The organism is Niabella agricola (genome assembly GCF_021538615.1).
In the GTDB taxonomy this organism is placed as follows: Bacteria; Bacteroidota; Bacteroidia; order Chitinophagales; family Chitinophagaceae; genus Niabella; species Niabella agricola.
In genome coordinates this window covers 2,107,116-2,127,629 of the sequence record NZ_JAJHIZ010000003.1, presented here as the reverse complement: position 1 = coordinate 2,127,629, position 20,514 = coordinate 2,107,116, and the positions used below count along the sequence as shown (strand labels likewise).

Sequence of the window (20,514 nt, the reverse complement as noted above, 5' to 3'; positions counted from 1 at the left end):
CTGAAAAAGCAGCATATCGGTCATATTTTATAGCAGGTGCTGCCAGACCTTTTGTACGACCCTGGTGCGGTTTATCATATTTTGCCGGCGCGAATGGCAAAAGAGCCATTATTTTGCTATTTTCATCCGGTAAATGTTTATATATGAAGAAAAGCAGTCTGCTGGCAATCTTTGCACTTGTATCCGTTTTTGTTGACGCACAATCCAAATACAGTCATACGGAAGCATTTGCTCCCTTTTTCTATCCATCGCCGGGAAATGAGTATCGGAGCGCTTCCGGTGAACCTGGGCCTAAATATTGGCAGAACAGGGCCGATTACACGATCAACGCTACCCTGGATACAGCTGGTCATACCGTTTCTGCAAAAGTGGAGATCCTGTATACAAATAATAGCCCGGACAATTTAAAATTTCTTTGGTTGCAGACGGATCAGAATGCCTACCGGAAAGATTCCCGGGCAACCGCTACCACTACAGCTTCCGGCGGACGTTGGGCCAATGCCATGTTTACTGAAGGTAATGTGATAAAGTCCGTTACAGTTGAGGAAAACGGTAAAAAATATACACCGGAATATACTACTACTGATACGCGTACTCAAGTATGGCTGGGCAACCCGCTCAAAGCAGCCGGCGGAAAAATAAAGCTAACCATTGAATATGCCTTCCAGGTTCCGGAATACGGCAGCGATCGCATGGGAAGACTCAACACAAAGAACGGGTGGATTTATGAGGCGGCCCAATGGTTCCCCCGGATGGCCGTTTATGACGATATCCAGGGGTGGAACATACTTCCCTATCTCGGACAGGGAGAATTTTATCTGGAGTACGGCGATATTAATTTCAATATTACTGCTCCGGCCAATATGATTGTGGTTGGTTCCGGTGAGTTGCTGAACCCAGCTGAATGTTTTACACCCGAAGAGGCAAAGCGGTATGCCGCGGCAAAACTCAGTGATAAAACAACCATGATTCGGGATGCAGCGGAAATCGGAAAAGACGGAATCAGTGCCAAAAAAGGTATCACTACCTGGCGGTATAAGATCCAGAATACCCGTGACGCAGCCTGGGGAGCCTCAGCGGCATTTGTACTCGATGGGGCAAAAATTGACCTGCCCAGCGGTAAGAAGTCCCTTGCATTAAGTGCTTATCCTGTTGAATCCATCGGCACCGATGGCTGGCAGCGCAGTACGGAGATGGTAAAAGGATCCATTGAGTTTTATTCCAAAAACCTGTTTGAATTTCCTTATCCTGCCGCCACCAATGTGGCCGGTATCGTAGGGGGCATGGAATATCCCGGTATTGTGTTCTGCAGCTACAGAGCAATGGGAAGCGAACTTTGGGGCGTAACCGATCACGAGTTCGGGCATACCTGGTTCCCGATGATCGTGGGCAGCAATGAACGCAAGTACGCATGGATGGACGAAGGCTTTAATACGTTTATCAACGACCTGTCCAGCGCAGCTTTTAACAAAGGAGAGTTTAAAAAGCAAAGCTATTTTAATGATCCCGCGGCAGCCAAAACCGTTCAGTCTGTTTTTAGTGATGCGGGCGATATTTTACTGACCGAACCCGATGTGGTGCAGCAGGTCAATCTGGGAAATGCAGCGTATTTTAAACCTTCTTTAATGCTGCATGCCCTGAGGAATACGGTGCTGGGAACAAAACGCTTTGATGCGGCCTTCAGGGAATACATCAGCCGCTGGGCATTTAAACACCCTACTCCATGGGATTTTTTCCGTACGATGGAGAACGTGGGTGGGGAAGACCTGGGCTGGTTCTGGAGAGGCTGGGTGTTTAATAACTGGAAAATTGATCAGGCAGTACGCGGGGTAAAATACAAGAACCGGATACCCGCTAATGGGGCACAGATTACCCTGGAAAACCTGGAACAGATGCCCATGCCCATAACCGTTCTTATAAAGGAAAGCAATGGAAAACAGCAAACCGTCAACCTTCCGGTGGAAATATGGCAACGCGGCAGTTCTTATTCGTTTGAAGTAGCTACTACCACCCCAATCGTGGAAGTAACCATTGATCCGGATAAGAAAGTGCTCGACTGGGACCGTACCAATAACACCTGGACCGGCAATAAATAAAAAAATCACTAGAAGCTGTCTCAAAAGTCCGAAACCGTCATTTCGATCCCGCCCTTGCGGGACGAAGCGGCCCCGATTGCTATCGGGAGAAGAAATCTCATTACCTGGAAATGATGTATTGGAGATTTCCCGGCTTCACTACATAACGCTCGAAATGACGGATTTTTGACAGCCTCTTTGATGTATGGCCGAACGGCGGTGCTATATTATTCTGATGCGGGTTTGCTGCCTGGCAGCCTGCTTTTTAAGAACGCGATCTGGCCCCGGTGGTTCGACTCGTGTTCGCATACATGAAACCATTTCCAGTAAGTATTTAACGGGCGGTCTGGTTTCGACCACTGCGCATCCACTGCCATCAGCCATTGATCATCTTTTTCTTTAAAAGCGGCCAGCGTCTTGCTTCTGACTTCTGCAATCAGATCCAGGTAATACCCGATATCTTTACCCTTAATTTCCTTACGTCCCTTATCGCCCAGCTCCATGGGGGCTTCCCATAACTTTTTTTCTTCCGCGTTAAATTCCTGGCGTCCTTCAAAAGTGTTGATCTGGTAAAATTTCTCCGTTGCTCCTAAATGCATGACCAATGCGGCAATCGTGTTCGCATGGGAATCAAAAAGAAAATCGATTTGTTCCCTGTTCAGTTTTTGTACGGCCTGAATGACCGTGTAACGGTTATAGTTCAGCATGGATACAAGAGTGCCGATCTGCGGACTGTAGCCTTTTACCGGTCCGATAGTGAAAAGTGTTTCATCGCCAGGGACACTACCGGGCAATATACGTGCCGGCGCTGCTGCAGGCAAAAAAGTGCCCAGGGCGAATGCTGCACTGTTGATAATAAAGTTCCTGCGATTGGACTGAAGGGTCTGCATAGTGTATGAAATTTAGGAATGAGGAATTAAAACACCTTACAAGGTACAATAAATTACCGGATAATAATACCGTACTTGTCCAGCAATCCGGCAATATGCGGAAGGCTGAAAACAGCTTTTTTGAGCTTGTTGGTTTCCGGGTTGATCCGGTAATTGTAAGCACTGGAAAGATCCGCTTTTTCAAGGTTGGTGTTTTCAAACCGGGCACCAGAAAGATCACAGTTGCCAAATACAACGCCGCTACAATCGGCATCTACAAAGTCCACTTCCTGTAACAGGCATTCATCAAAACAAACGTATTTCATCTTTACCCCATAAAAAGAACTAAGCGTAAGTGTAGTTTTTTCAAAACGGGGAGAAAATAAAAACGTGTTGGCCTCTTCAAAATGAACCCCCACCAGCTTGCAATTTTTGAACACAGTGTCACGGAACGAAGCCTGCCCGATCTGAACGCCGCTGAGATCGCAATCTTCAAAACAACAGTCGATAAAATTAACGGATGAAAGATCGGAAGCAGCAAACCCACATCCCTTAAAGCAGCAGCCCTCATAATCTCCTTTGGGCAATGCTTTCTGAACATAGTCCTGTTTCTCATACGCGATATCTTCAAAATAGCGGCTCATACCTTTTTGTTCAAAGATACCTTTTCAAAAAAGGAAGCATAAAAATTTGTGGAATTATATGAGGTTCATGTCTAATAAGTAAAGCATACGCTATGAGCAGCATGGAAATGGTTCCGGTGCCTGTTGACCGCAAACGCCATAGGGGACTGAGTTTTAGCCGGTCCGCTATTAAAATAGACATGACTCCAATGGTGGATCTGGGCTTTCTGCTGATCACCTTTTTTATCTATACGACTGCGATGGGTGATCCTTCCACAATGAGCTTATCCATGCCAAAGGATGGTCCGCAGGCTCCAACGGCGTCATCCGGTGTATTTACGATCCTGGTAGGGGATCATGGACGTCTTACTTATTACGAAGGCCCGTTGCAACCGAAGGGACTCAATCTTCATGAGATCACGCCCGGTGCACTGCGAACAGAACTGATGCGCAAAAAAGCAGAAGTAATGGCGCAGTATGTGCCGGATCCGGTCTGCGAAGCAAAAGCACAGGCGGAAAACCGTTCACCGGAAACCTGCCGTCAAAACAAACTGATGGTAATTATAAAGCCAGGAAAAAATGCCGATTACAAAACGGTGGTGCGGGTGCTGGATGAAATGCTAATCAACCAGGTTGCGCGGTATGCACTGACGGCGCCCGATGCAGAAGAACTGAAGCATATTCCCTGATTGATAGTAACCGTACCGATACATCCTTTCCGGGCCGCTGGTTCGGGAACAGGCCTTGCTATACATTTTTATAACTAAAACATAAATTATGGAAACAACAAAAATCCTGTCAGCCTCTTTCCTCGATATTTTATTTGACGGAAGGAACAAGACCTACGGCGCTTACGAGCTGCGTAGTACCTATAACCGGCGGCTGATAAAAGCGCTGGGCGCCACCGGGCTGATCATTGCCACCTTTATGGGGGCTTCCGCATTAAAAGGTGCTGAGTCCAAAAAGGCACCGGTTACGATCATCAGCCATGTTGTAGATCTTACTAAAATAGAAGAGCCGGAAAAAATAGAGCCACCGGCACCACCGCCACCCAAACAGCAGGAACCCCAAAAGATCGCTACTGAAAAATTTGTAATACCAAAGATCGTTCCGGATGAAAAAGTAACAACGCCGCCCCCTTCACAGGAGGACCTTGTGGACGTAAAAATCGGCTTGGAACATCTGGAAGGGGAGAAAATGGGTAATGTAGCGATACCACCGGATGGCGTTCCTGACGGGAAAGGAATCTTGGAAATGAAGCCAAAAGAAAAGCAGCCGGAGATCTTTGAAGTGGTTCAGGTTGAAGCCAGCTATCCGGGCGATTGGCATCGGTTCCTGACAACGAACCTTCGCGGTGAAATACCGGTAGATAATGGAGCAACCCCGGGTAAGTATCAGGTCCTGGTGCAGTTTGTAGTAGATGTAAATGGAGTGGTAAGTGATATTAAGGTACTAAAAGATCCGGGTTTTGGTATGGGTGATGAGGCCATCCGGGTCATTAAAAAATCGGGGAAATGGAAAGCAGCGATTCAAAACGGATACCCGGTTAAGGCGTACCGGAAACAACCAATCACCTTTGAAGTGCTGGACCAGTAATTCGGCTTCACTGTTAAAGGAATGTTAGAATACGTTAAAGCCTGGATAGCGCAGCGAAGCGCCCATCTCCTGCATTGACAAAAAAGTAAACCAAAGAAAGGGTTTTTTAACTACGGGTATTCATTTTCAGGAACATGGAAAGCGTCCGGGTCCGGGCCGGGGTCAGTTGGCCCCGGCTTTTTAGGGCGGAAATCGCAACATTTGTGACAAAAAATTTGTGACAATATTTTTTTGTCACAAAAAAACGGTCACAAACCCGGGCTTCGTGCATACCAGATGAGCGATCTGTTGCGGAATACCAAACCTCGCGGCTTTTGTGTAATTTTGCGGCCTAAATAAAAGCAAATGACATTACACAGGGAGGGAAGCACTACCATTACCATAAGTACGATACTGTTTTTGATCGTAAGTTTTGTTTTTTACTATTTCCTGTTTCAGGCATACCCGGTTATTTTCTGGATACTCGAAATAGCCCTGGTAGTGGTATTCGCACTGATCATTTCGTTTTTCAGAATTCCCGCACGGAATTATACGGTGGATGATGCGGCGATCATAGCGCCCTGTGATGGCAAGGTAGTAGTGATTGAAGAAGTGGAAGCGGATGAATACTTTGAGGACCGCAGGATACAGGTGTCGATTTTTATGAGTCCGCTGAATGTGCATGTGAACCGCAACCCGGTAAAGGGGGAAATCGTATACAATCAATATCACAAAGGTAAATACCTGGTAGCCTGGCACCCGAAATCATCTACCGAAAACGAACGGCACTCCAATGTATACCGACATAGCAGCGGAAAAGAAGTGCTAACTAAACAGATTGCGGGGGCATTGGCAAAACGGATCGTGAACTACAACGAGGTTGGTAAAAAGGTAAATCAGAATGACGAAATGGGATTTATCAAGTTTGGCTCGAGGGTCGACCTGTTGTTGCCGCTGGATGCAACCATCAATGTAAAAATCGGCGATGTGGCGGTAGGAGGAGTGACGGTGATTGCCCGCTGGTAAAAAGAGAATAAGATAAACGAGGCCCTGTGCAGATCCTGCGCAGGGCTTTTTAGTGTGCATTCATCTCCGCCATCTATAGTAAAAGATTTTATATAGATTTTATCTATGAGCTATAGAAACTATCGTTTGAAAGGCCTGGCATTTTATGGTACTTTTGCACCGCAATTGGAAAACATAATCATTTTTAAAATCATAAAACAGAAAGTATGTCTTTAGTAGGAAAGAAGTTCCCTAGTGTGGCCATTGACGCGATGTCTGAAATGGGAGATGCGTTGAAGATCGATGTATACAAAGAGGCCGTAGAAAATAAAAAGAAAGTATTGCTGTTCTGGTATCCCAAGGACTTTACGTTTGTATGTCCCACAGAACTGCACGCTTTTCAGGAAGCTATCCAGGAGTTTGAAAAACGTAATACGCTTGTTATTGGCGCATCCTGCGATACCGCAGAAGTACATTTCGCCTGGTTAAATACACCCAAGGACAATGGCGGAATTGAAGGCGTAACCTACCCGATCCTTGCCGATACGCACCGTTACCTGGCGGGTGAACTGGGTATCCTGGATGCTGATTACGAGGTGAATGATGAAACCGGGGAAGTAAAGCTGAGCGGATCCAATGTAAGCTACCGCGCTACTTATCTTATTGATGAAGAGGGTAAAGTGTTTCATGAAAGCGTAAATGACATGCCCGTGGGACGAAACGTCCAGGAATACCTGCGGTTAATTGATGCGTATGCACATGTGCAAAAACACGGTGAAGTGTGCCCGGCAAACTGGGAAGAAGGTAAAAAAGCCATGAACGCCGATCGCGAAGGTGTGGCCGCTTATTTTAGTAAGAATTAAAAAGAACGATCATGTACGTAGAATTGAGTGAAGATAATTTACAGCAGCTGGTTGCCGATAATGAGAAAGTGATGGTGCAGTACGGTGCCGGCTGGTGTGGTAACTGCCGGATCATGAAGCCCAAGTTTAAAAAGCTGGCCAGCGAAAATGAAGGTGTTGCGTTTATTTATGTGGACGCTGAAAAGTTGCCGGAATCCCGGAAACTGGCGAAGGTGGACAACCTCCCTACTTTTGCCGCTTTTAAGAATGGCCAGTTGTTAAACCAGGTGCAAACAAACCAGGCTGCATCTTTAAATGAATTATTTAATGAAATTACCAATAATTAGAAAATTATACCAGGCGGCTCCTCCAGAGAAGTTGCAGGCAACGGTGGAAGTGCTGGAAGCATTTTGCGAAATGAATGTAAAAGACGAGGAACTTGACGTGGCGGGTGAACTGATCACCAACCTGTGCGGAGCGATCGAAGTGCATGAACTGGTGAAGAGCGGTATGCGGGAATCAGATGCGCTGAATCATTTTTCAAAAAAAGTGCTGGGGTCGATAGACCGGTAATGTGTCGTGTATTTTTTTGAGCATCCTGTCAAAAGCAGGATGCTTTTTTATGGAGGTTATTGGGGCGTTGTCGCACATGGCCCGGGTCTATATCGCAAATACGTTAGGCCAAACCTTAATGGAAAGCACCCCGGCTTCAATGTAAATACCCTTCCTGCAGACGGGCAGAAGGCGGAAGGGGCGGACAATCTGCAACCTTGCCAACGAGACGCTAAGACACCAGGAAACACGAAGATTCTGGAACTTTTATAATTCTTTATGTTCTTTGTTTGCGGTTGCATTCCGTCAGGATGCGGGGGCTTGAGATGTATAAAGGGAGCTGTTATAGCCGCTTCCTATGCCATCAGCTGAGGGCTAAATGCTGAATGCTGCCATAAGCTCCAGCTGCCGGTTGTTTTGTAAAAATGGGAGGAATCTGTGAGCATATATTGGATGTCCGTGTGCTAAGGAAACGGCATTGATCTATGGATCCTTAAACAATTCCGAACCTTGGAACCGGATGAACACAAGCTTGTTTGTCATTGCCTCATCCGAACGTTCGTATGATTTTATTTTACAAAGGAAAACTCAGCCTGACAAGAATGCGCACTTATTCCAACACCCGGATGATCTTTACAAACTGTTTTTTATAATAACCGGAGAAGGTAGAGATGATCACGCCGCTGCCGGTTCCGGCTGCATGAATAAAGCTCAGCGGCGCTTCGGTTGCTGTAATAATCCCGATATGCCCGATCCGGCGGCTGTTTTCTCCCCTGAACAGGATAAGGTCGCCAGGTAATGCCTTTTGCGGGCTTATTTCCCGCCCTGCATGTTCATAGTTATAGGAACTGCGGGGCGATTTTACACGGTAATGCTGGAAGATATGGTAGAGAAAGCCGGAACAATCGAACCCTTTATCCGGATCAGCGGAGCCATATTTGTAGGGCGTGCCCAGGAAGCTTTTTGCATAGGCAATAAATGCTTTCCGGTCAATCGGCAGCGGCCGGTCTATTGACAGAGCCGCAGGCATATCGGGCATCGGGCGGGATGGTTCAGACGGATCGGTTACTGCCGCATTGGGTGCAGCGGACTGCCTGGTTTTTTTAGAAGCCGTGCAGGCGCTCAGGAACAGTAACAATACTATAAAGAATGTAAGCGGAGGTTTCATCATCGATGATGGGTTACCGCAATTATAATGCCGGTACCATTTAAATAGAAGCGGTTTCGTTTTGAAAAATTATCGGGTATATTTGCGGGTTAAACAATGTTCATTATGCGTATACGATTTTTTGCATTCTTTTTAGCAATGACGCTTGCTTCGGGTACCACATTGTTGGCACAGGGGAAAAGCACTCGCCAGGTAGAAGCCGCTGTTAAAAAACTCACCAAGGCGATGCTGGATAGCGATATACCGGTATTAAGCGCATTGGCATCGGAGCAACTGACCTATGGCCATTCCAGCGGTAAAGTACAGAATAAAGCGGAATTTCTGGAATCTTTTAAAACAGGGGCCAGCGATTTTACAAAGATCGATATTAAAGATCAGACCGTTTATATTGTAAACAATACGGCCATTGTACGGCATCTGCTGGATGCAGATACCAATGATAATAAGCAACCCGGGCATACCACATTAAAGATCATGACGGTTTGGACAAAAGCCGGTAGCCAATGGGTATTGATCGCGCGCCAGGCCGTAAAAGCCCAATAAAATAATACGTACATGAAAGGATTCTTTTTCACAATAGCGGTGGCTGTTGGAGCGGCAGTGTCTGCCCAAACAAAAACCATTGAAGTCATCAACCCGTCAGCCATAGAGCGGCAGGACGAGCTGGTGGTATTAAAACGTGCCTGGATCAAACGCAAACTACCGGCATTGAAGGAGGGACAGTACCTGTTGATAACGGATAAAAAGACTCCGCAGCTGGTACAGTTTGACGACCTGGATGGCGATGGCAACTGGGACGAAGCGGTGCTGTTGCTGAACCTGGCACCCCGTCAAAAAAAGGTACTTTCAATTGCTGCCAGCGACCGGCCTGCGGCCATAAAGGCGGCGGTACGTGCTTATGTGCGGCAGAAGCATCGGTTACCGGACAATAATTTTGGAAATAATGTAATGGCGGATACCATGCCGTATAATAACGTTCCGACCGATTTCTCGAAACAGCAGTTGCCTCCTTACTTAACCGAAGGGCCGGCCTGGGAAAATGACAAAGTGGGGTTTCGTAAATATTTCGATATACGGAATGCCAATGATATCTGGGGAAAGCGTGTGCCGCAGATGGTGTTGGATGAAGTGGGTACCCACCCTGGAAACAGCTATCATAATTTATCCGATTGGGGCATGGACATTCTGAAAGTGGGAAAATCGCTGGGGGCCGGCGCCCTGGCGCTTCGCACAAAAGTAAAAGGGAATGATTCCCTCTTCCGGTTTGGCCGTAACGTACAACAGACGGTGTACCGGCAGCTGAGCTCCGGGCCGTTGCGCGCAGTATTTGAAATACAGTATAAAAACTGGAACTACCTGCCGGATGCAACGCCTATCAATGTTACAGAGCAGATCAGCATCTGGGGCGGCCAATATTTTTTCGAAAATAAGGTCACCTTCAGCAACCTGCCGGCAAACGCATCGCTGGTGACCGGTACCATCGATTTTTACAGCAAACAAGATTATAGAATAAACCGTTCGGGCATTGCAGGCCTGTATACCTACGATCAGCAAAGCGAAAATAAAGACCAGCTGGGTCTGGGCATTTTAACAGCCGCTTCAAATGTGAAAACATGGGGCCATATTACAACGGCCAATACCGATGTTACCAATGTATTTACACTGGATATGAAGATATCAGCCGGCCGGCCTGTAGTGTACCGCTACTATGTAGGCTGGGAGTTAACGGATAAGGCCTTTGCAACCCAACAGGGGTTTGAAAAAATGATGAGACGAGAAGCAGAGAAGTTTACAAAACCACTGGTTGTACGGTAGGCCGGGGAATGTAAAATGTGGAATTTCAATTTAAAAGTGCAGGAGGAATAACAGTTTGTCGAAAAAGTTACGGAGCGGTATCCGCCACCCACTTCGATATTTATTATTCTTCATTTGTTATTCTGGCATCCCGCAGGGAACGCTTCAGGTTTAATATTTCAGGCTGATCTCGTTTGGCGTCTGATGTGTAAAGCGGCACTCCGGGATCCTGCAGCTGCCGACGAAGTATAGGTTACGGAGCAGTAAGGATACTCCCACTTCTGCATTTAATATTTTTCGTTTGTTATTTTAAATTCCTGGCTATTACCAGTCTTTCTCGTTACTGGTTCCATATTGTGATTTGTCCTCAGAAATCCGTTGCTGGGTATTTTTTTCCTTGTTTTCCAACTTATTAAGCTGGTTTTGAGCCTGGTGCTGATTGAGCCGGGATTTGTCGGGTTTCCGGTTTTCATCTTCTTTTTTGTCCTGGCCGCCGCCGCCGCCACTTTGCTTTTTCCTTTCCAGTAATGCTTTCTGAAGGTTTTCACGCGCTTTTGTATCCTTACTGTTGAAGCGCAGGGCATTCTTATAAGCTTCAATGCTTTCTTCCAGCTTGTTCTGGTTGGAGTATACGACCCCGGTATTATAATAAGCGCCCGAGCGCAGTTCCTCACTGGTTTGCCGCGATGTAGCCACCTGTTCATAGATCTTAATCGCCTCCTCCTGTTTTTTCAACCGGTATAAGGCATTGCCTTTGTTCATCAAAGCAATGTATTTTTGGGAACCATCCATTGCCTTATCATAAGCTTTTACAGCTTCCTCCATTTTTCCAGCCTTGTAATATTCGTTCCCTTGTTTTATAAAGTTATTGCCGTTCTGGGCCAGCAGGGGAAGGACCATCAGGTTCAGCAGGTATAAGAAACGCGCTTTCATTCTTTTGTTTTTTTGCCTTCCGGCAGCAACTGTTCTGCCACCAACAGTAAGAGCATGGCCGCAGCAAATACCCAGAAATAATAGGAGAAACTCATCAGGTTGGTATCTCCGGTTACCTTTTTGTCGATCTGGGCCAGCTGCGCATTAATCGATTTGATAGCAGCGTCAATATCGGTCAGGTGCACATAAACTCCATTGGTATTGGCTGCAATCTGCTGCAGTTCTTTCTGGTTGAGTTTTGAAACGATCGGCTGGCCGGTCTGCGGATCCAGCTTATTGCCGCCGGTTGAATCATCCGGTATATAGGTGCCTTCAGGAGATCCGATGCCTACGGTATTCACCATCAGCCCGCGTTTCTGCATTTCCTTTGAAAGCTCCAGGGCTTTTTCATCATGATCTTCTCCATCAGATATCAGGATCACCGCCTTAAACTTGGCTTCGCGTTCTCCAAAAGTTTTCAAGCTTTCTTCCAGTGCATCACCAATAACTGTGCCTTTTACCGGAACCACGTCCGGAGAGGCATCATTTACATAGATCTGGGCAGCGCTGTGGTCGGCACTGATGGGCATCTGGATATAAGCCTTACCGGCAAACCATACCAACCCGATCCGGTTATTGGGCATGGCATCCATCATCTTGCTGATAAACTGTTTGGCCAATAGCAGTCTGCTGGGCTTTACATCCTGGGCCAGCATGCTTTTGCTGAGATCCAGTGCAAAAACCACATCAATGCCTTCGCGCCTGATGCCATCGTCTCCCCCTGGTTTGCGCAAACTCATGGTACAAAGTACGCCCATCAGAAAAGCCAGGCATAGCAGGATAAATTTAAGGTTAAACCGGAAAGGGCTGTATCCCCTGATCATTGATTTTACGAGGGCCGGTTCCCCTATTTTGCGGATGGTTCTCTTTTTCCATCGCTTTACTGCTGAAAACAACAGCAGGAACAACAGCACCGCCGCGCTCAGCCAGATAAAATAAACGTATTGAAATTCAAAATTCATTACCCCGTAAAGTTAACAAGTTGAACGGGTTAAAACGTTAACAACTTGATAAGTTCCAACATTCTGATTTTTGATTTCTCATGTCTCATTTCAGACCACTGATTGGTTATTTTAAAGTGCGATTACCGAGCGGAACGGCATCTTCACTTTTACATTTGATATTTCTTATCGGATATTTTACATTCCTAAAGGGGTTACATCTTCCCTTCAAAAAAGCCCAATTGCTTTAAAATGTCTTTCAGCATTTTCAGTCGCACCGTGGTCATATCGTATTTGGGATCGGGCGATTCTACATTCAGTACGAAGAAATAAGGATGACGGTTTTCTTCGATCCAGCCGACGATCCAACCGAGCGCGTGGCCCTTTTCCGTTGTAGCCCAACCGGTTTTATAGGCCAGTTTATAGTTAGAGTTATTCTCAAACAGCATGGCGTTTTTTACTTTCTCCTGGTAAAGTTTGAAAAAGGGAAGTTCATTGAAGTACAGCTTTTTTACGAGGCCCAGGTTTTCATCGGGAGTTAGTTTCAGGGTATTATCGAGCCAAAATGTATCGATAGCCGAACGGATCTTAAAAAGTGTATCTTTCTTTCCGGCGCCGTAGTGCAGCGAATCCAGCCAGTATTGCATTTTTTCTTTGCCGATCCGTCGCGCTACTTCCTGGTAATAGGGCACGGCCGAAACACGGAAAGCCTGGTACATGGTCAGGTCTTTATTCCATTCAGGAACTGACCGTTGAACGCCATCCCAGGGAATAACCATGCTGTCGCTGGAAATGATCCCGGTTTGAAGACCGATCAGCGAATTTACAATCTTAAAAGTGCTTGCCGGAAGATAGGCACTATCCCGGTAACGGGCCAGGTTATATACGGTAAATTCACCCGTACCGTTATTCAAAAGGGCAAAAGTGCCATTGAGCTGGTGCGCATCAAAATATTTTTTTAAGGAATGGTCTTGTTTTACATTATTTTGTGTACAGGATACGATTAAAACGGCTGCCACAAACCCCCAAAGCAGGTGAGCAGTGTTGCTGATCCGGCTTACCGAGGCATTTTTCTTTCTTGTTGCTTTAGTCAAAAACATAATAGATATTAAACAAAGGACTGAATTAGCCGCAAAAATACAATCCGTTTACGTTTAGGAAGGATTTAATAATTTCTGGCATCTGAATTGCATCGTTTTTTATATATAAAATCCTATTATGCAGGATATTATAACCTATAAAAGAGCGGCTTTACACAATTACCGTTTAATCCTGGATACGCCTCCGGCTGTAAAGCGGAAAATAGCGGACATCAGCACCCGGCTCAATGCCTTTTTTCCGGGGATGCCGCTGGCGGGCGGCAGTGTGTTTATCTATCTTGCAAGTTTTTCCGTATATGAACCCGATGAAGTTGTAGTAACCGACCTGTTGTACCGCGCGGCATTGGCTACCATGCCGCATAAGGTTTATTTAAAGGGGGTTGCACATCTTGATGAAAAGGAAATTTATATCCCGGTAATGGAGGCGGATTGGATTAAAGCGTTGATTCAAAACATCTCAGCATTGACAGCCCCCTGGTGCAAAGAGCGGTTTAACGCCCAACCCCGCATCTCGCTCGCCCGTAACCTGCAGCCCTGGCAGTTTGAGCGGGTATGGCCATATTTTGAAAAAGAGTCTTTTCGTACCCGGTTCATTATGAATGGAATGCTCCTGTTACAACAGTTGGAAGGATATCAGTCCTGGCACGTGGAGCGAAAATTTACATTTGAAAATCAGCTGATTACAGACTAACTATACTTTGATATAAATCTTTCTTTTATCAAGCCAGTAACAGATAGCCCACATAAAAAGAATCACACAGAGGGCATATAAAAGGGAACCGTTCTCTTTTGCGCCGGGCGTATATACCAGCACCTTTGTGTAGAGCCAGTTCCAGGGAGTAACACCTTCTTTTGTTTTAAAGAGAGCCGCTGTTTTTGGTAAAAAGGCACTTAAAGCGAAGATAAACAGGGGGTTTTTTCCAAAAACCTCGAAAAACCGGCCTAAAAATCCGTTTTTTTGCCGGATTTCGATAAAATAGATCATCGTTGCGATCGTCACGATGGCGAGTCCCGTGGTGTATACAGTATAAGAACTGGTCCAGATCTTTTTATTGATCGGGAATACCATATCCCAGCAAAACCCGGTGAGTAACAATGCGATACCTGCTACAAAAAGCCCGGTCAGCATTTTAAACATCGGGTTTGCCGGACTGTTTTTATCCAGGGGTTCCGGCATATCAGTACTGCAATTACGGATATACATTCCCACCAGGTAGCCAAAAACCACCTGTACGATGGCCGGCAATGTGCTGGCAATACCTTCCGGATCAAAGGGAACGCCCTCGCCTTTATACATATGAGCGGTATGAAGAATCAGCTTGTCTACCCATTCCGTTCCAAACCAGCCGACCAGGCTGTAAGGGTCGGCCGGGTTTCCGATAATGCAAAGCGCCCAATACAATAATAACAGGACCACAGAAAGCAATGCGGCGGCCCGGGGCTTCAGATAGTAAGCGATAATGGAAGCAAAAAAATAGCAAACAGCGATGCGTTGCAGCACCCCAAAAATACGAACGCCTTTTTCGGGGCCGGAGGTCCAGGGAATCAGTTCCAGTGCGCCTTCATTCCAGCGCATAAAAGGGTACCAGTTCAAAAAAAGCCCGATTCCGAAGATCATCAGCGTTCTTTTGATTATTTTTTTCCAGAAAACCGTTGGGCCTGCTTCCTGCAAACGCGGCATCACGAACGCCATAGCATTTCCCACAGCAAATAAAAAAAAGGGAAATACCAGGTCTGTAGGAGTAAGTCCATGCCAGGGGGCATGCTCCAACGGAGCATAAATATGGGCCCAGCTGCCCGGGTTATTGACCAGGATCATCAGGCAAACAGTAGCGCCTCTGAAAACGTCAAGCGATCGATACCGGATTCTCATTTTAAGTGAATAAATGGTAAAATACAAATTTAGCCCATATCCCTTAAGGGCCGGAGAGAATTTTCTGTATAAACATTGTTACCGCTATATTTGCAGGGATGTTCCTGTAGCATTTTGTCTGGTCATATTTGATAGGGATGTGACTGAGGGGGCGAAGCCGTGTAAACAAATGAAAGAGAAAAACTGGTATGCGATCTATACAAAGCCCCGGTGGGAGAAAAAAGTATCAAAACTACTTACAGACCGGAATATTGTTACCTATTGCCCCCTAAACAAAGTAAAACGAAAATGGAGCGACCGCATGAAAACCGTTTGGGTTCCGTTGTTGCCGTCTTATTTATTCGTGTACATTCATAACGCGGAGCAGCAGAATGTGAGAGAGACACCTGGGGTTATTAATTTTGTATATATTGAGGGGAAGCCTGCGATTGTGAAGGATTTTGAAGTGGTCCGGATCCAGAAATTCTTAAGTGAGTTTGAAAATGTGGAACTGGAGCCTTTTAATCCTCAAAGGAATCAGCGGGTAATGATTAACCAGGGCATCCTGGTAGAGGAAGAGGGCCGGGTAATCGATTTAAAAAACAATAAGGTGGAGGTGGCGATTGAAAGCCTTAACTATAACCTGGTTGCCTTGTTTGATAAATCAAAACTGATCAATAACTAAATCAACTTTATGAAACTTATTAATTATACATCGTCGCTAATTGCGGTGTTGTTGACAGTATCCTGTGCTACGCAACAGAAAATGCCAAAATACCTGGAAGCCGCAACCAATGAGTCGATTGATAAAGAGACCCGGTTTCCAGAACTGGTGATTCAGAAAAATGACCAGCTGGCCATTCAGGTGTACAGTGATTTCATACCAACAAAAGATCCCAACCCGGATCTCCTTTACAACCAGCCCCTGCCGGGTGGAGGAGGTGCTACTGGCACCGGAAATACCGCCAGTAATACCAGCACTGCCAGCGGATACCTGGTAGACGGGGAAGGAAATATCGACTTTCCGCGGCTGGGAAAAATTCATGCGGAAGGGCTTACTAAAAAGCAACTGGAAACGGAGATTAAAAAAAGGCTGACGACACCGGTAGAACTCCTGAAAAATCCCACCGTGCTGATCCGCTTTCAAACCTACAAGATCGTTACCATTGGTGAATTCAATAATCCGCAAGTACTGAATATTCCCACAGAAAAAGTGAACATTTTTGAAGCCATTTCAATGGCCGGAGGTATTACTGAATGGGGCCGTAAAGACGAAGTAAAAGTGATCCGGGAACAGGACGGCAAACGGGAAATGGGTATCGTGGACCTTTCTTCTGCAAACGTTTTTGCATCTCCTTATTATTATCTGAAACAAAACGATATTCTCCTGATTGATCCTGTTAAGGATAAGCAGGAAATAAAGGATGAAACCAGGCGACTGAGCCGGCTTTCATTTGCGACATCTATTGCGTCTACTGCTGCGGTAATTGCGTCCATCATTATCACCATTACCAGAAAATAATAGAGATGCAGCTTTCCAGGGCATTTATATCATAAAATACTGCAATCATAGCTATGCAACCCATCGAGAAAAAAGAAATTTCTGGCAACCTTAGTGCAAGAGAACTTTTTTATAAGTATATCCGTTTTCTTCCCGTTATAGTTTTCAGCCTTATACTGGCTTTTTTTATTGCCTGGCTGTACCTGCGCTATACGCAGGAGCAATACAGCTCCGTTGGTAATATGCTCATTACTACAGAGGAGTCGAAGGGCGATAAGGTAGAGGAGCTGATCGAAGGGAAAAGTAAAACAACGAATCTGTTAAATGAGGTGGAGGTGCTGAAGTCGCGCCCTCTGATGATGCGTGTGGTTCGAAGTCTGGGTCTGCAGGTTGGTTACATCAAAAAAGGCAACGTAAAAAATATGAATGCCTATAAAAGGACTTCCTTCGCATTCGTTCCCGTACAACTGGTAGATTCCGCATTGTCTTTTTCCGTGGATATCGACTTTGTGAATGCGCATCAGTTCCGGGTAGATAAAAAGAACACGCTGTACAGTTTTGATCAATTGTTCCAGACGAAGAATGGTGTATTTAAATTGGTAAAAAATGGCGGGCAACCGGAGCCGGGCGCAGAATTTACCGTAACATACAGCCATGAAGATGTGGTGGCTGCCAATATGATCCGGGACCTGAACGTTCAACCCAAACTGGCAAATACGGGCATTTTGTTGGTAGAATATCATTCCGCCAACCCCTACCTTTCCTCCGATGTGGTAAATACCCTGATGAAAGAATACACCATCTGGAAGGTGGAGCAAGGGAATACTTCGATGGATCTCACCATCGAATTTATCAATAACCGACTGGGTATTGTACAGCATGATATCGACAGCCTGCAGCGGAAACTGGTGGCATACCAGCAGAATAATAACCTGGTAGATGCTACCCTGCAAATTACATCACTGTTGCAGCGGGCCCAGGAGCAGGATGCGGCGGGGCAGGAACAAAGAATGGCCATAAATACACTTGATCTGCTGGAAAGCAGTATTGCAAAGGGAGAAAATAGTGTATTAACACCTTCAGCACTTGGAGTAAAGGATCCCGGTCTGGGTGATGTATTGACAAAATTAAATGAAGCGCAGCTGCAGCGTAAAAATCTGGTGGATGGCAATGTTCCGGTAGACAACCCGCAAATAAAGCAACTGGATCAAACCATTGAAACCCTGCGGAAGGGGGCAGTAACCAATATACAAACGCTGAAAAACAGCTATAAGAAAAACCTGGGTTTTGTTTCCACGGAAAAGTCGAAAAATACCGGTGGTGCATTGCAAATGCCGGCAAAAATTACGGAACAAGCCGAAATTGAACGGGACCTTACTTCCAAACTGGCATTGGCGAAAGTGCTGGGAGAAAAGCGGGAAGAGGCGGCGATCAAACGGGCCAGTACTATTTCAAACACCAAGATCATAGAGAAGGCGGAACCCGACCTGGTGCCGGTAAAGCCCAACCCCAGGAATGTAAAACTGGCGGCCCTGCTTTTTGGCCTCGCTATCCCGGGCTTATTCCTGGTATTAAAAGAAGCACTTAACGACCGGGTCAATACCCGCTCAGATATAGAGCGGGCCACCAATGCACCGATACTGGGAGAGATCGGGCACTCCAAGTCGGACCAAACCCTGGTGGTGAGCAAAACCAAGCGCACCCTGATTGCCGAGCAGTTCCGGCTGCTGAGGTCCAATCTTCAGTATATTACCGGCAAGCGGGATAAGGTGGTGATCCTGGTAACTTCTTCGTTTGGAGGAGAAGGGAAATCGTTTATCAGTACCAATATGGCGGCGGTTTACGGTCTTACGGATAAAAAAACGATCGTGCTGGAATTTGACCTGCGGAAACCCAAGGTGCTGAGCGGACTCGATATGCAGAAACGGCAGGGGATCAGCAACTATATGATCGGGGATGTAGACCTGGATAGCCTGATCATTCCGGTGGCAGGGGAAGAGAATATGTATGTGCTGCCCTGTGGCCCGATACCCCCCAACCCCGCCGAGCTGCTGCTGAATGAAAAAACAGACCAGTTATTTGCACAACTAAAAAATAAGTTTGATTATATCATTATTGATACGGCGCCTATCGGTATGGTAAGTGATGCGCTTACCCTGGCCAAATATGCAGATTGTACCCTGTATGTAACCCGGCAGGGACATACGTTTAAGAAGCAGCTAAGCCTGATCAATGAGATGTATGAGAATAAAAAAATGCCCAATCTTTCTATTGTACTGAACGACACGAAGCTACCCACCGGCGGCGGCTATTATGGCAACTATGGCTATGGGTACGGCTATGGCGAAAAGAGCGGAAACGATTATTACCAGGATGATGCATTTATTGAAGGAAAGAAGAAAAAAGGCTTTTTTAGCGCTTTGGGAAAAACAAAAAAAGGGTAACCAGGTACACAGGAGTTGGTGCACAAGGAAAAGGATACCTGAGGTTCCTGATATCTAACGGGTAAGTATTTTAAACACCTAATAATTAATGTCAAGAAAAATTATCATTACCGGCGGAGCGGGATTTATCGGATCCCATGTAGTGCGGTTGTTTGTAACAAAGTATCCGGCGTATACCATTGTCAACCTGGATGCGCTTACTTATGCGGGCAATCTTGAAAATCTCCGGGATATTGAAAACCTCCCGAATTATATTTTTGAAAAAATTAATATCGTTGACGCAGCGGCGGTGAAAGCGGTTTTTGAAAAACATCAGCCGGATGGCGTGATTCACCTGGCAGCAGAGAGTCATGTAGACCGTTCGATCGCCGCTCCCCTGGACTTTGTCTATACCAATGTGATCGGAACCGTAAACCTGCTGAACGCTGCCAGGGAATTGTGGAAAGATAACCATCAGGATAAACGGTTCCACCATGTTTCTACGGACGAGGTATACGGCGCATTGGGAGAAACGGGGTTCTTTACCGAAGCAACCAAATATGATCCGCATTCCCCGTACTCTGCTTCCAAAGCTGCTTCCGATCACTTCGTATGTGCCTATTCTGACACCTACGGCTTACCGGTGGTGTTGACCAATTGCTCTAATAACTACGGGCCCAATCATTTTCCGGAGAAACTGATCCCGTTAATGATCCATAACATCATCCACAACAAGCCACTGCCGGTATATGGCGACGGCAAATACACGCGCGACTGGTTATATGTGATTGATCATGCCCGGGCAATAGACCTGGTATTTCATCAGGGGGCGGTTGGTGAAAAATACAACGTGGGTGGTTTTAATGAATGGAAAAATATCGACCTGGTGAAACTACTGTGCAAACAGATGGATGAAAAGCTCGGCCGTCCTGCAGGTACCAGTGAACAGCTCATCACGTTTGTAAAAGACCGGCCGGGGCATGACCTGCGTTATGCGATTGATGCCAGTAAGATCAATAAAGAGCTGGGCTGGATGCCTTCCGTCACTTTTGAGGAAGGACTATCCAAAACGATCGATTGGTATTTGGAGAACAAGGAATGGCTGAACCATGTGACCAGCGGGGCGTACCAGGCGTATTACGAACAGCAATATACGCATTAGCCGAAGGAAACGGATCGGACTAATGAATGGCAGCGGAATTTTTTTAGAGAAGAAAGTTTA

Annotated in this window: 21 protein-coding genes; 14 read left to right on the top strand and 7 right to left on the bottom strand. The window is 46.1% G+C overall.

The features are described from left to right. Positions 1-143: 143 nt before the first annotated feature. A complete protein-coding gene (locus LL912_RS14350) occupies positions 144-2,096 on the top strand; it encodes a M1 family metallopeptidase (RefSeq protein ID WP_235554262.1) in 1,953 nt (650 codons plus the stop codon). A 206-nt stretch (positions 2,097-2,302) separates the two neighbouring features. On the opposite strand, the gene LL912_RS14345 is transcribed toward LL912_RS14350, so the two are convergent. Together LL912_RS14345 and LL912_RS14340 are read right to left on the bottom strand one after the other, a co-directional pair. Further along, positions 2,303-2,965: a DinB family protein gene (locus LL912_RS14345; protein ID WP_235554261.1), complete on the bottom strand. Its 663-nt coding sequence runs from the start codon at positions 2,963-2,965 to the stop codon at positions 2,303-2,305. A 53-nt stretch (positions 2,966-3,018) separates the two neighbouring features. Beyond that, positions 3,019-3,588, bottom strand: coding sequence for a pentapeptide repeat-containing protein (locus LL912_RS14340; protein WP_235554260.1), 570 nt, complete (start codon positions 3,586-3,588; stop codon positions 3,019-3,021). Between the two features lie 92 nt (positions 3,589-3,680). Here LL912_RS14340 and LL912_RS14335 point away from each other — a divergent pair, with 92 nt between their 5' ends. From LL912_RS14335 to LL912_RS14310, 6 genes are all read left to right on the top strand, one after another. Then, positions 3,681-4,256 carry an ExbD/TolR family protein gene (locus tag LL912_RS14335; RefSeq protein ID WP_235554259.1) on the top strand — a complete coding sequence of 192 codons (576 nt, stop codon included), beginning with the start codon at positions 3,681-3,683 and terminating at the stop codon, positions 4,254-4,256. A gap of 88 nt (positions 4,257-4,344) precedes the next feature. Beyond that, positions 4,345-5,163 carry an energy transducer TonB gene (locus LL912_RS14330; protein ID WP_235554258.1) on the top strand — a complete coding sequence of 273 codons (819 nt, stop codon included), beginning with the start codon at positions 4,345-4,347 and terminating at the stop codon, positions 5,161-5,163. A gap of 345 nt (positions 5,164-5,508) precedes the next feature. Further along, on the top strand, positions 5,509-6,168 hold the full coding sequence (locus tag LL912_RS14325; protein ID WP_235554257.1) for a phosphatidylserine decarboxylase family protein: 660 nt from the start codon (positions 5,509-5,511) through the stop codon (positions 6,166-6,168). A gap of 206 nt (positions 6,169-6,374) precedes the next feature. Beyond that, the gene (locus LL912_RS14320; RefSeq protein WP_235554256.1) at positions 6,375-7,010 is read left to right on the top strand and encodes a peroxiredoxin; all 636 of its coding nucleotides are present in this window, start codon (positions 6,375-6,377) and stop codon (positions 7,008-7,010) included. Between the two features lie 11 nt (positions 7,011-7,021). Then, positions 7,022-7,336 (top strand): thioredoxin family protein, encoded by a 315-nt coding sequence (locus LL912_RS14315; RefSeq protein WP_231007599.1) that lies wholly within the window; start codon positions 7,022-7,024, stop codon positions 7,334-7,336. Then, on the top strand, positions 7,317-7,562 hold the full coding sequence (locus LL912_RS14310; protein WP_235554255.1) for a DUF6952 family protein: 246 nt from the start codon (positions 7,317-7,319) through the stop codon (positions 7,560-7,562). The genes LL912_RS14315 and LL912_RS14310 overlap by 20 nt, the downstream gene beginning before the upstream one ends. Before the next feature lie 589 nt (positions 7,563-8,151). On the opposite strand, the gene LL912_RS14305 is transcribed toward LL912_RS14310, so the two are convergent. Beyond that, on the bottom strand, positions 8,152-8,712 hold the full coding sequence (locus LL912_RS14305) for a C40 family peptidase (RefSeq protein ID WP_235554254.1): 561 nt from the start codon (positions 8,710-8,712) through the stop codon (positions 8,152-8,154). 102 nt (positions 8,713-8,814) lie between these two features. Here LL912_RS14305 and LL912_RS14300 point away from each other — a divergent pair, with 102 nt between their 5' ends. Next, positions 8,815-9,252 carry a nuclear transport factor 2 family protein gene (locus LL912_RS14300; RefSeq protein WP_235554253.1) on the top strand — a complete coding sequence of 146 codons (438 nt, stop codon included), beginning with the start codon at positions 8,815-8,817 and terminating at the stop codon, positions 9,250-9,252. Between the two features lie 12 nt (positions 9,253-9,264). Continuing rightward, the gene (locus LL912_RS14295) at positions 9,265-10,524 is read left to right on the top strand and encodes a DUF4861 domain-containing protein (protein WP_235554252.1); all 1,260 of its coding nucleotides are present in this window, start codon (positions 9,265-9,267) and stop codon (positions 10,522-10,524) included. 303 nt (positions 10,525-10,827) lie between these two features. Here LL912_RS14295 and LL912_RS14290 read toward each other — a convergent pair whose 3' ends face one another. The 3 genes from LL912_RS14290 to LL912_RS14280 all read right to left on the bottom strand — a co-directional run bounded on the left by LL912_RS14290 (position 10,828) and on the right by LL912_RS14280 (position 13,516). Beyond that, a complete protein-coding gene (locus LL912_RS14290) occupies positions 10,828-11,436 on the bottom strand; it encodes a tetratricopeptide repeat protein (protein ID WP_235554251.1) in 609 nt (202 codons plus the stop codon). Then, positions 11,433-12,437 (bottom strand): VWA domain-containing protein, encoded by a 1,005-nt coding sequence (locus tag LL912_RS14285; RefSeq protein ID WP_235554250.1) that lies wholly within the window; start codon positions 12,435-12,437, stop codon positions 11,433-11,435. The genes LL912_RS14290 and LL912_RS14285 overlap by 4 nt, the downstream gene beginning before the upstream one ends. Positions 12,438-12,631: 194 nt before the next feature. After that, positions 12,632-13,516, bottom strand: coding sequence for a penicillin-binding transpeptidase domain-containing protein (locus LL912_RS14280; RefSeq protein ID WP_235554249.1), 885 nt, complete (start codon positions 13,514-13,516; stop codon positions 12,632-12,634). Between the two features lie 118 nt (positions 13,517-13,634). On the opposite strand from LL912_RS14280, the gene LL912_RS14275 reads away from it, so the two are divergent. Then, positions 13,635-14,207: a hypothetical protein gene (locus tag LL912_RS14275; RefSeq protein WP_235554248.1), complete on the top strand. Its 573-nt coding sequence runs from the start codon at positions 13,635-13,637 to the stop codon at positions 14,205-14,207. On the opposite strand, the gene LL912_RS14270 is transcribed toward LL912_RS14275, so the two are convergent. Continuing rightward, positions 14,208-15,389 (bottom strand): acyltransferase family protein, encoded by a 1,182-nt coding sequence (locus tag LL912_RS14270; protein ID WP_235554247.1) that lies wholly within the window; start codon positions 15,387-15,389, stop codon positions 14,208-14,210. Positions 15,390-15,558: 169 nt separating this feature from the next. Between LL912_RS14270 and LL912_RS14265 the strand changes: the two genes are divergently transcribed. The 4 genes from LL912_RS14265 (at position 15,559) to rfbB (ending at position 20,454) form a co-directional block, all read left to right on the top strand. After that, a complete protein-coding gene (locus LL912_RS14265) occupies positions 15,559-16,053 on the top strand; it encodes a UpxY family transcription antiterminator (protein WP_235554246.1) in 495 nt (164 codons plus the stop codon). Between the two features lie 9 nt (positions 16,054-16,062). Further along, positions 16,063-16,890, top strand: coding sequence for a polysaccharide biosynthesis/export family protein (locus tag LL912_RS14260; RefSeq protein WP_235554245.1), 828 nt, complete (start codon positions 16,063-16,065; stop codon positions 16,888-16,890). Positions 16,891-16,943: 53 nt separating this feature from the next. Beyond that, on the top strand, positions 16,944-19,313 hold the full coding sequence (locus LL912_RS14255) for a GumC family protein (protein WP_235554244.1): 2,370 nt from the start codon (positions 16,944-16,946) through the stop codon (positions 19,311-19,313). Positions 19,314-19,401: 88 nt separating this feature from the next. Continuing rightward, complete coding sequence (gene rfbB / locus LL912_RS14250) at positions 19,402-20,454, top strand: dTDP-glucose 4,6-dehydratase (protein ID WP_235554243.1); 1,053 nt, start codon at positions 19,402-19,404, stop codon at positions 20,452-20,454. The last annotated feature ends 60 nt before the right edge of the window (positions 20,455-20,514 follow it).

What these genes read in the sequence shown, in the direction of transcription:
- rfbB (WP_235554243.1), top strand. Translation starts at nt 19,402, where the DNA reads ATGTCAAGAAAAATTATCATTACCGGCGGAGCGGGATTTATCGGATCC.
- LL912_RS14280 (WP_235554249.1), bottom strand. Translation starts at nt 13,516, where the DNA reads ATGTTTTTGACTAAAGCAACAAGAAAGAAAAATGCCTCGGTAAGCCGG.
- LL912_RS14320 (WP_235554256.1), top strand. Translation starts at nt 6,375, where the DNA reads ATGTCTTTAGTAGGAAAGAAGTTCCCTAGTGTGGCCATTGACGCGATG.
- LL912_RS14315 (WP_231007599.1), top strand. Translation starts at nt 7,022, where the DNA reads ATGTACGTAGAATTGAGTGAAGATAATTTACAGCAGCTGGTTGCCGAT.
- LL912_RS14295 (WP_235554252.1), top strand. Translation starts at nt 9,265, where the DNA reads ATGAAAGGATTCTTTTTCACAATAGCGGTGGCTGTTGGAGCGGCAGTG.
- LL912_RS14260 (WP_235554245.1), top strand. Translation starts at nt 16,063, where the DNA reads ATGAAACTTATTAATTATACATCGTCGCTAATTGCGGTGTTGTTGACA.
- LL912_RS14350 (WP_235554262.1), top strand. Translation starts at nt 144, where the DNA reads ATGAAGAAAAGCAGTCTGCTGGCAATCTTTGCACTTGTATCCGTTTTT.
- LL912_RS14340 (WP_235554260.1), bottom strand. Translation starts at nt 3,588, where the DNA reads ATGAGCCGCTATTTTGAAGATATCGCGTATGAGAAACAGGACTATGTT.
- LL912_RS14255 (WP_235554244.1), top strand. Translation starts at nt 16,944, where the DNA reads ATGCAACCCATCGAGAAAAAAGAAATTTCTGGCAACCTTAGTGCAAGA.
- LL912_RS14300 (WP_235554253.1), top strand. Translation starts at nt 8,815, where the DNA reads ATGCGTATACGATTTTTTGCATTCTTTTTAGCAATGACGCTTGCTTCG.
- LL912_RS14305 (WP_235554254.1), bottom strand. Translation starts at nt 8,712, where the DNA reads ATGATGAAACCTCCGCTTACATTCTTTATAGTATTGTTACTGTTCCTG.
- LL912_RS14335 (WP_235554259.1), top strand. Translation starts at nt 3,681, where the DNA reads ATGAGCAGCATGGAAATGGTTCCGGTGCCTGTTGACCGCAAACGCCAT.
- LL912_RS14270 (WP_235554247.1), bottom strand. Translation starts at nt 15,389, where the DNA reads ATGAGAATCCGGTATCGATCGCTTGACGTTTTCAGAGGCGCTACTGTT.
- LL912_RS14310 (WP_235554255.1), top strand. Translation starts at nt 7,317, where the DNA reads ATGAAATTACCAATAATTAGAAAATTATACCAGGCGGCTCCTCCAGAG.
- LL912_RS14275 (WP_235554248.1), top strand. Translation starts at nt 13,635, where the DNA reads ATGCAGGATATTATAACCTATAAAAGAGCGGCTTTACACAATTACCGT.
- LL912_RS14330 (WP_235554258.1), top strand. Translation starts at nt 4,345, where the DNA reads ATGGAAACAACAAAAATCCTGTCAGCCTCTTTCCTCGATATTTTATTT.
- LL912_RS14345 (WP_235554261.1), bottom strand. Translation starts at nt 2,965, where the DNA reads ATGCAGACCCTTCAGTCCAATCGCAGGAACTTTATTATCAACAGTGCA.
- LL912_RS14265 (WP_235554246.1), top strand. Translation starts at nt 15,559, where the DNA reads ATGAAAGAGAAAAACTGGTATGCGATCTATACAAAGCCCCGGTGGGAG.
- LL912_RS14290 (WP_235554251.1), bottom strand. Translation starts at nt 11,436, where the DNA reads ATGAAAGCGCGTTTCTTATACCTGCTGAACCTGATGGTCCTTCCCCTG.
- LL912_RS14325 (WP_235554257.1), top strand. Translation starts at nt 5,509, where the DNA reads ATGACATTACACAGGGAGGGAAGCACTACCATTACCATAAGTACGATA.
- LL912_RS14285 (WP_235554250.1), bottom strand. Translation starts at nt 12,437, where the DNA reads ATGAATTTTGAATTTCAATACGTTTATTTTATCTGGCTGAGCGCGGCG.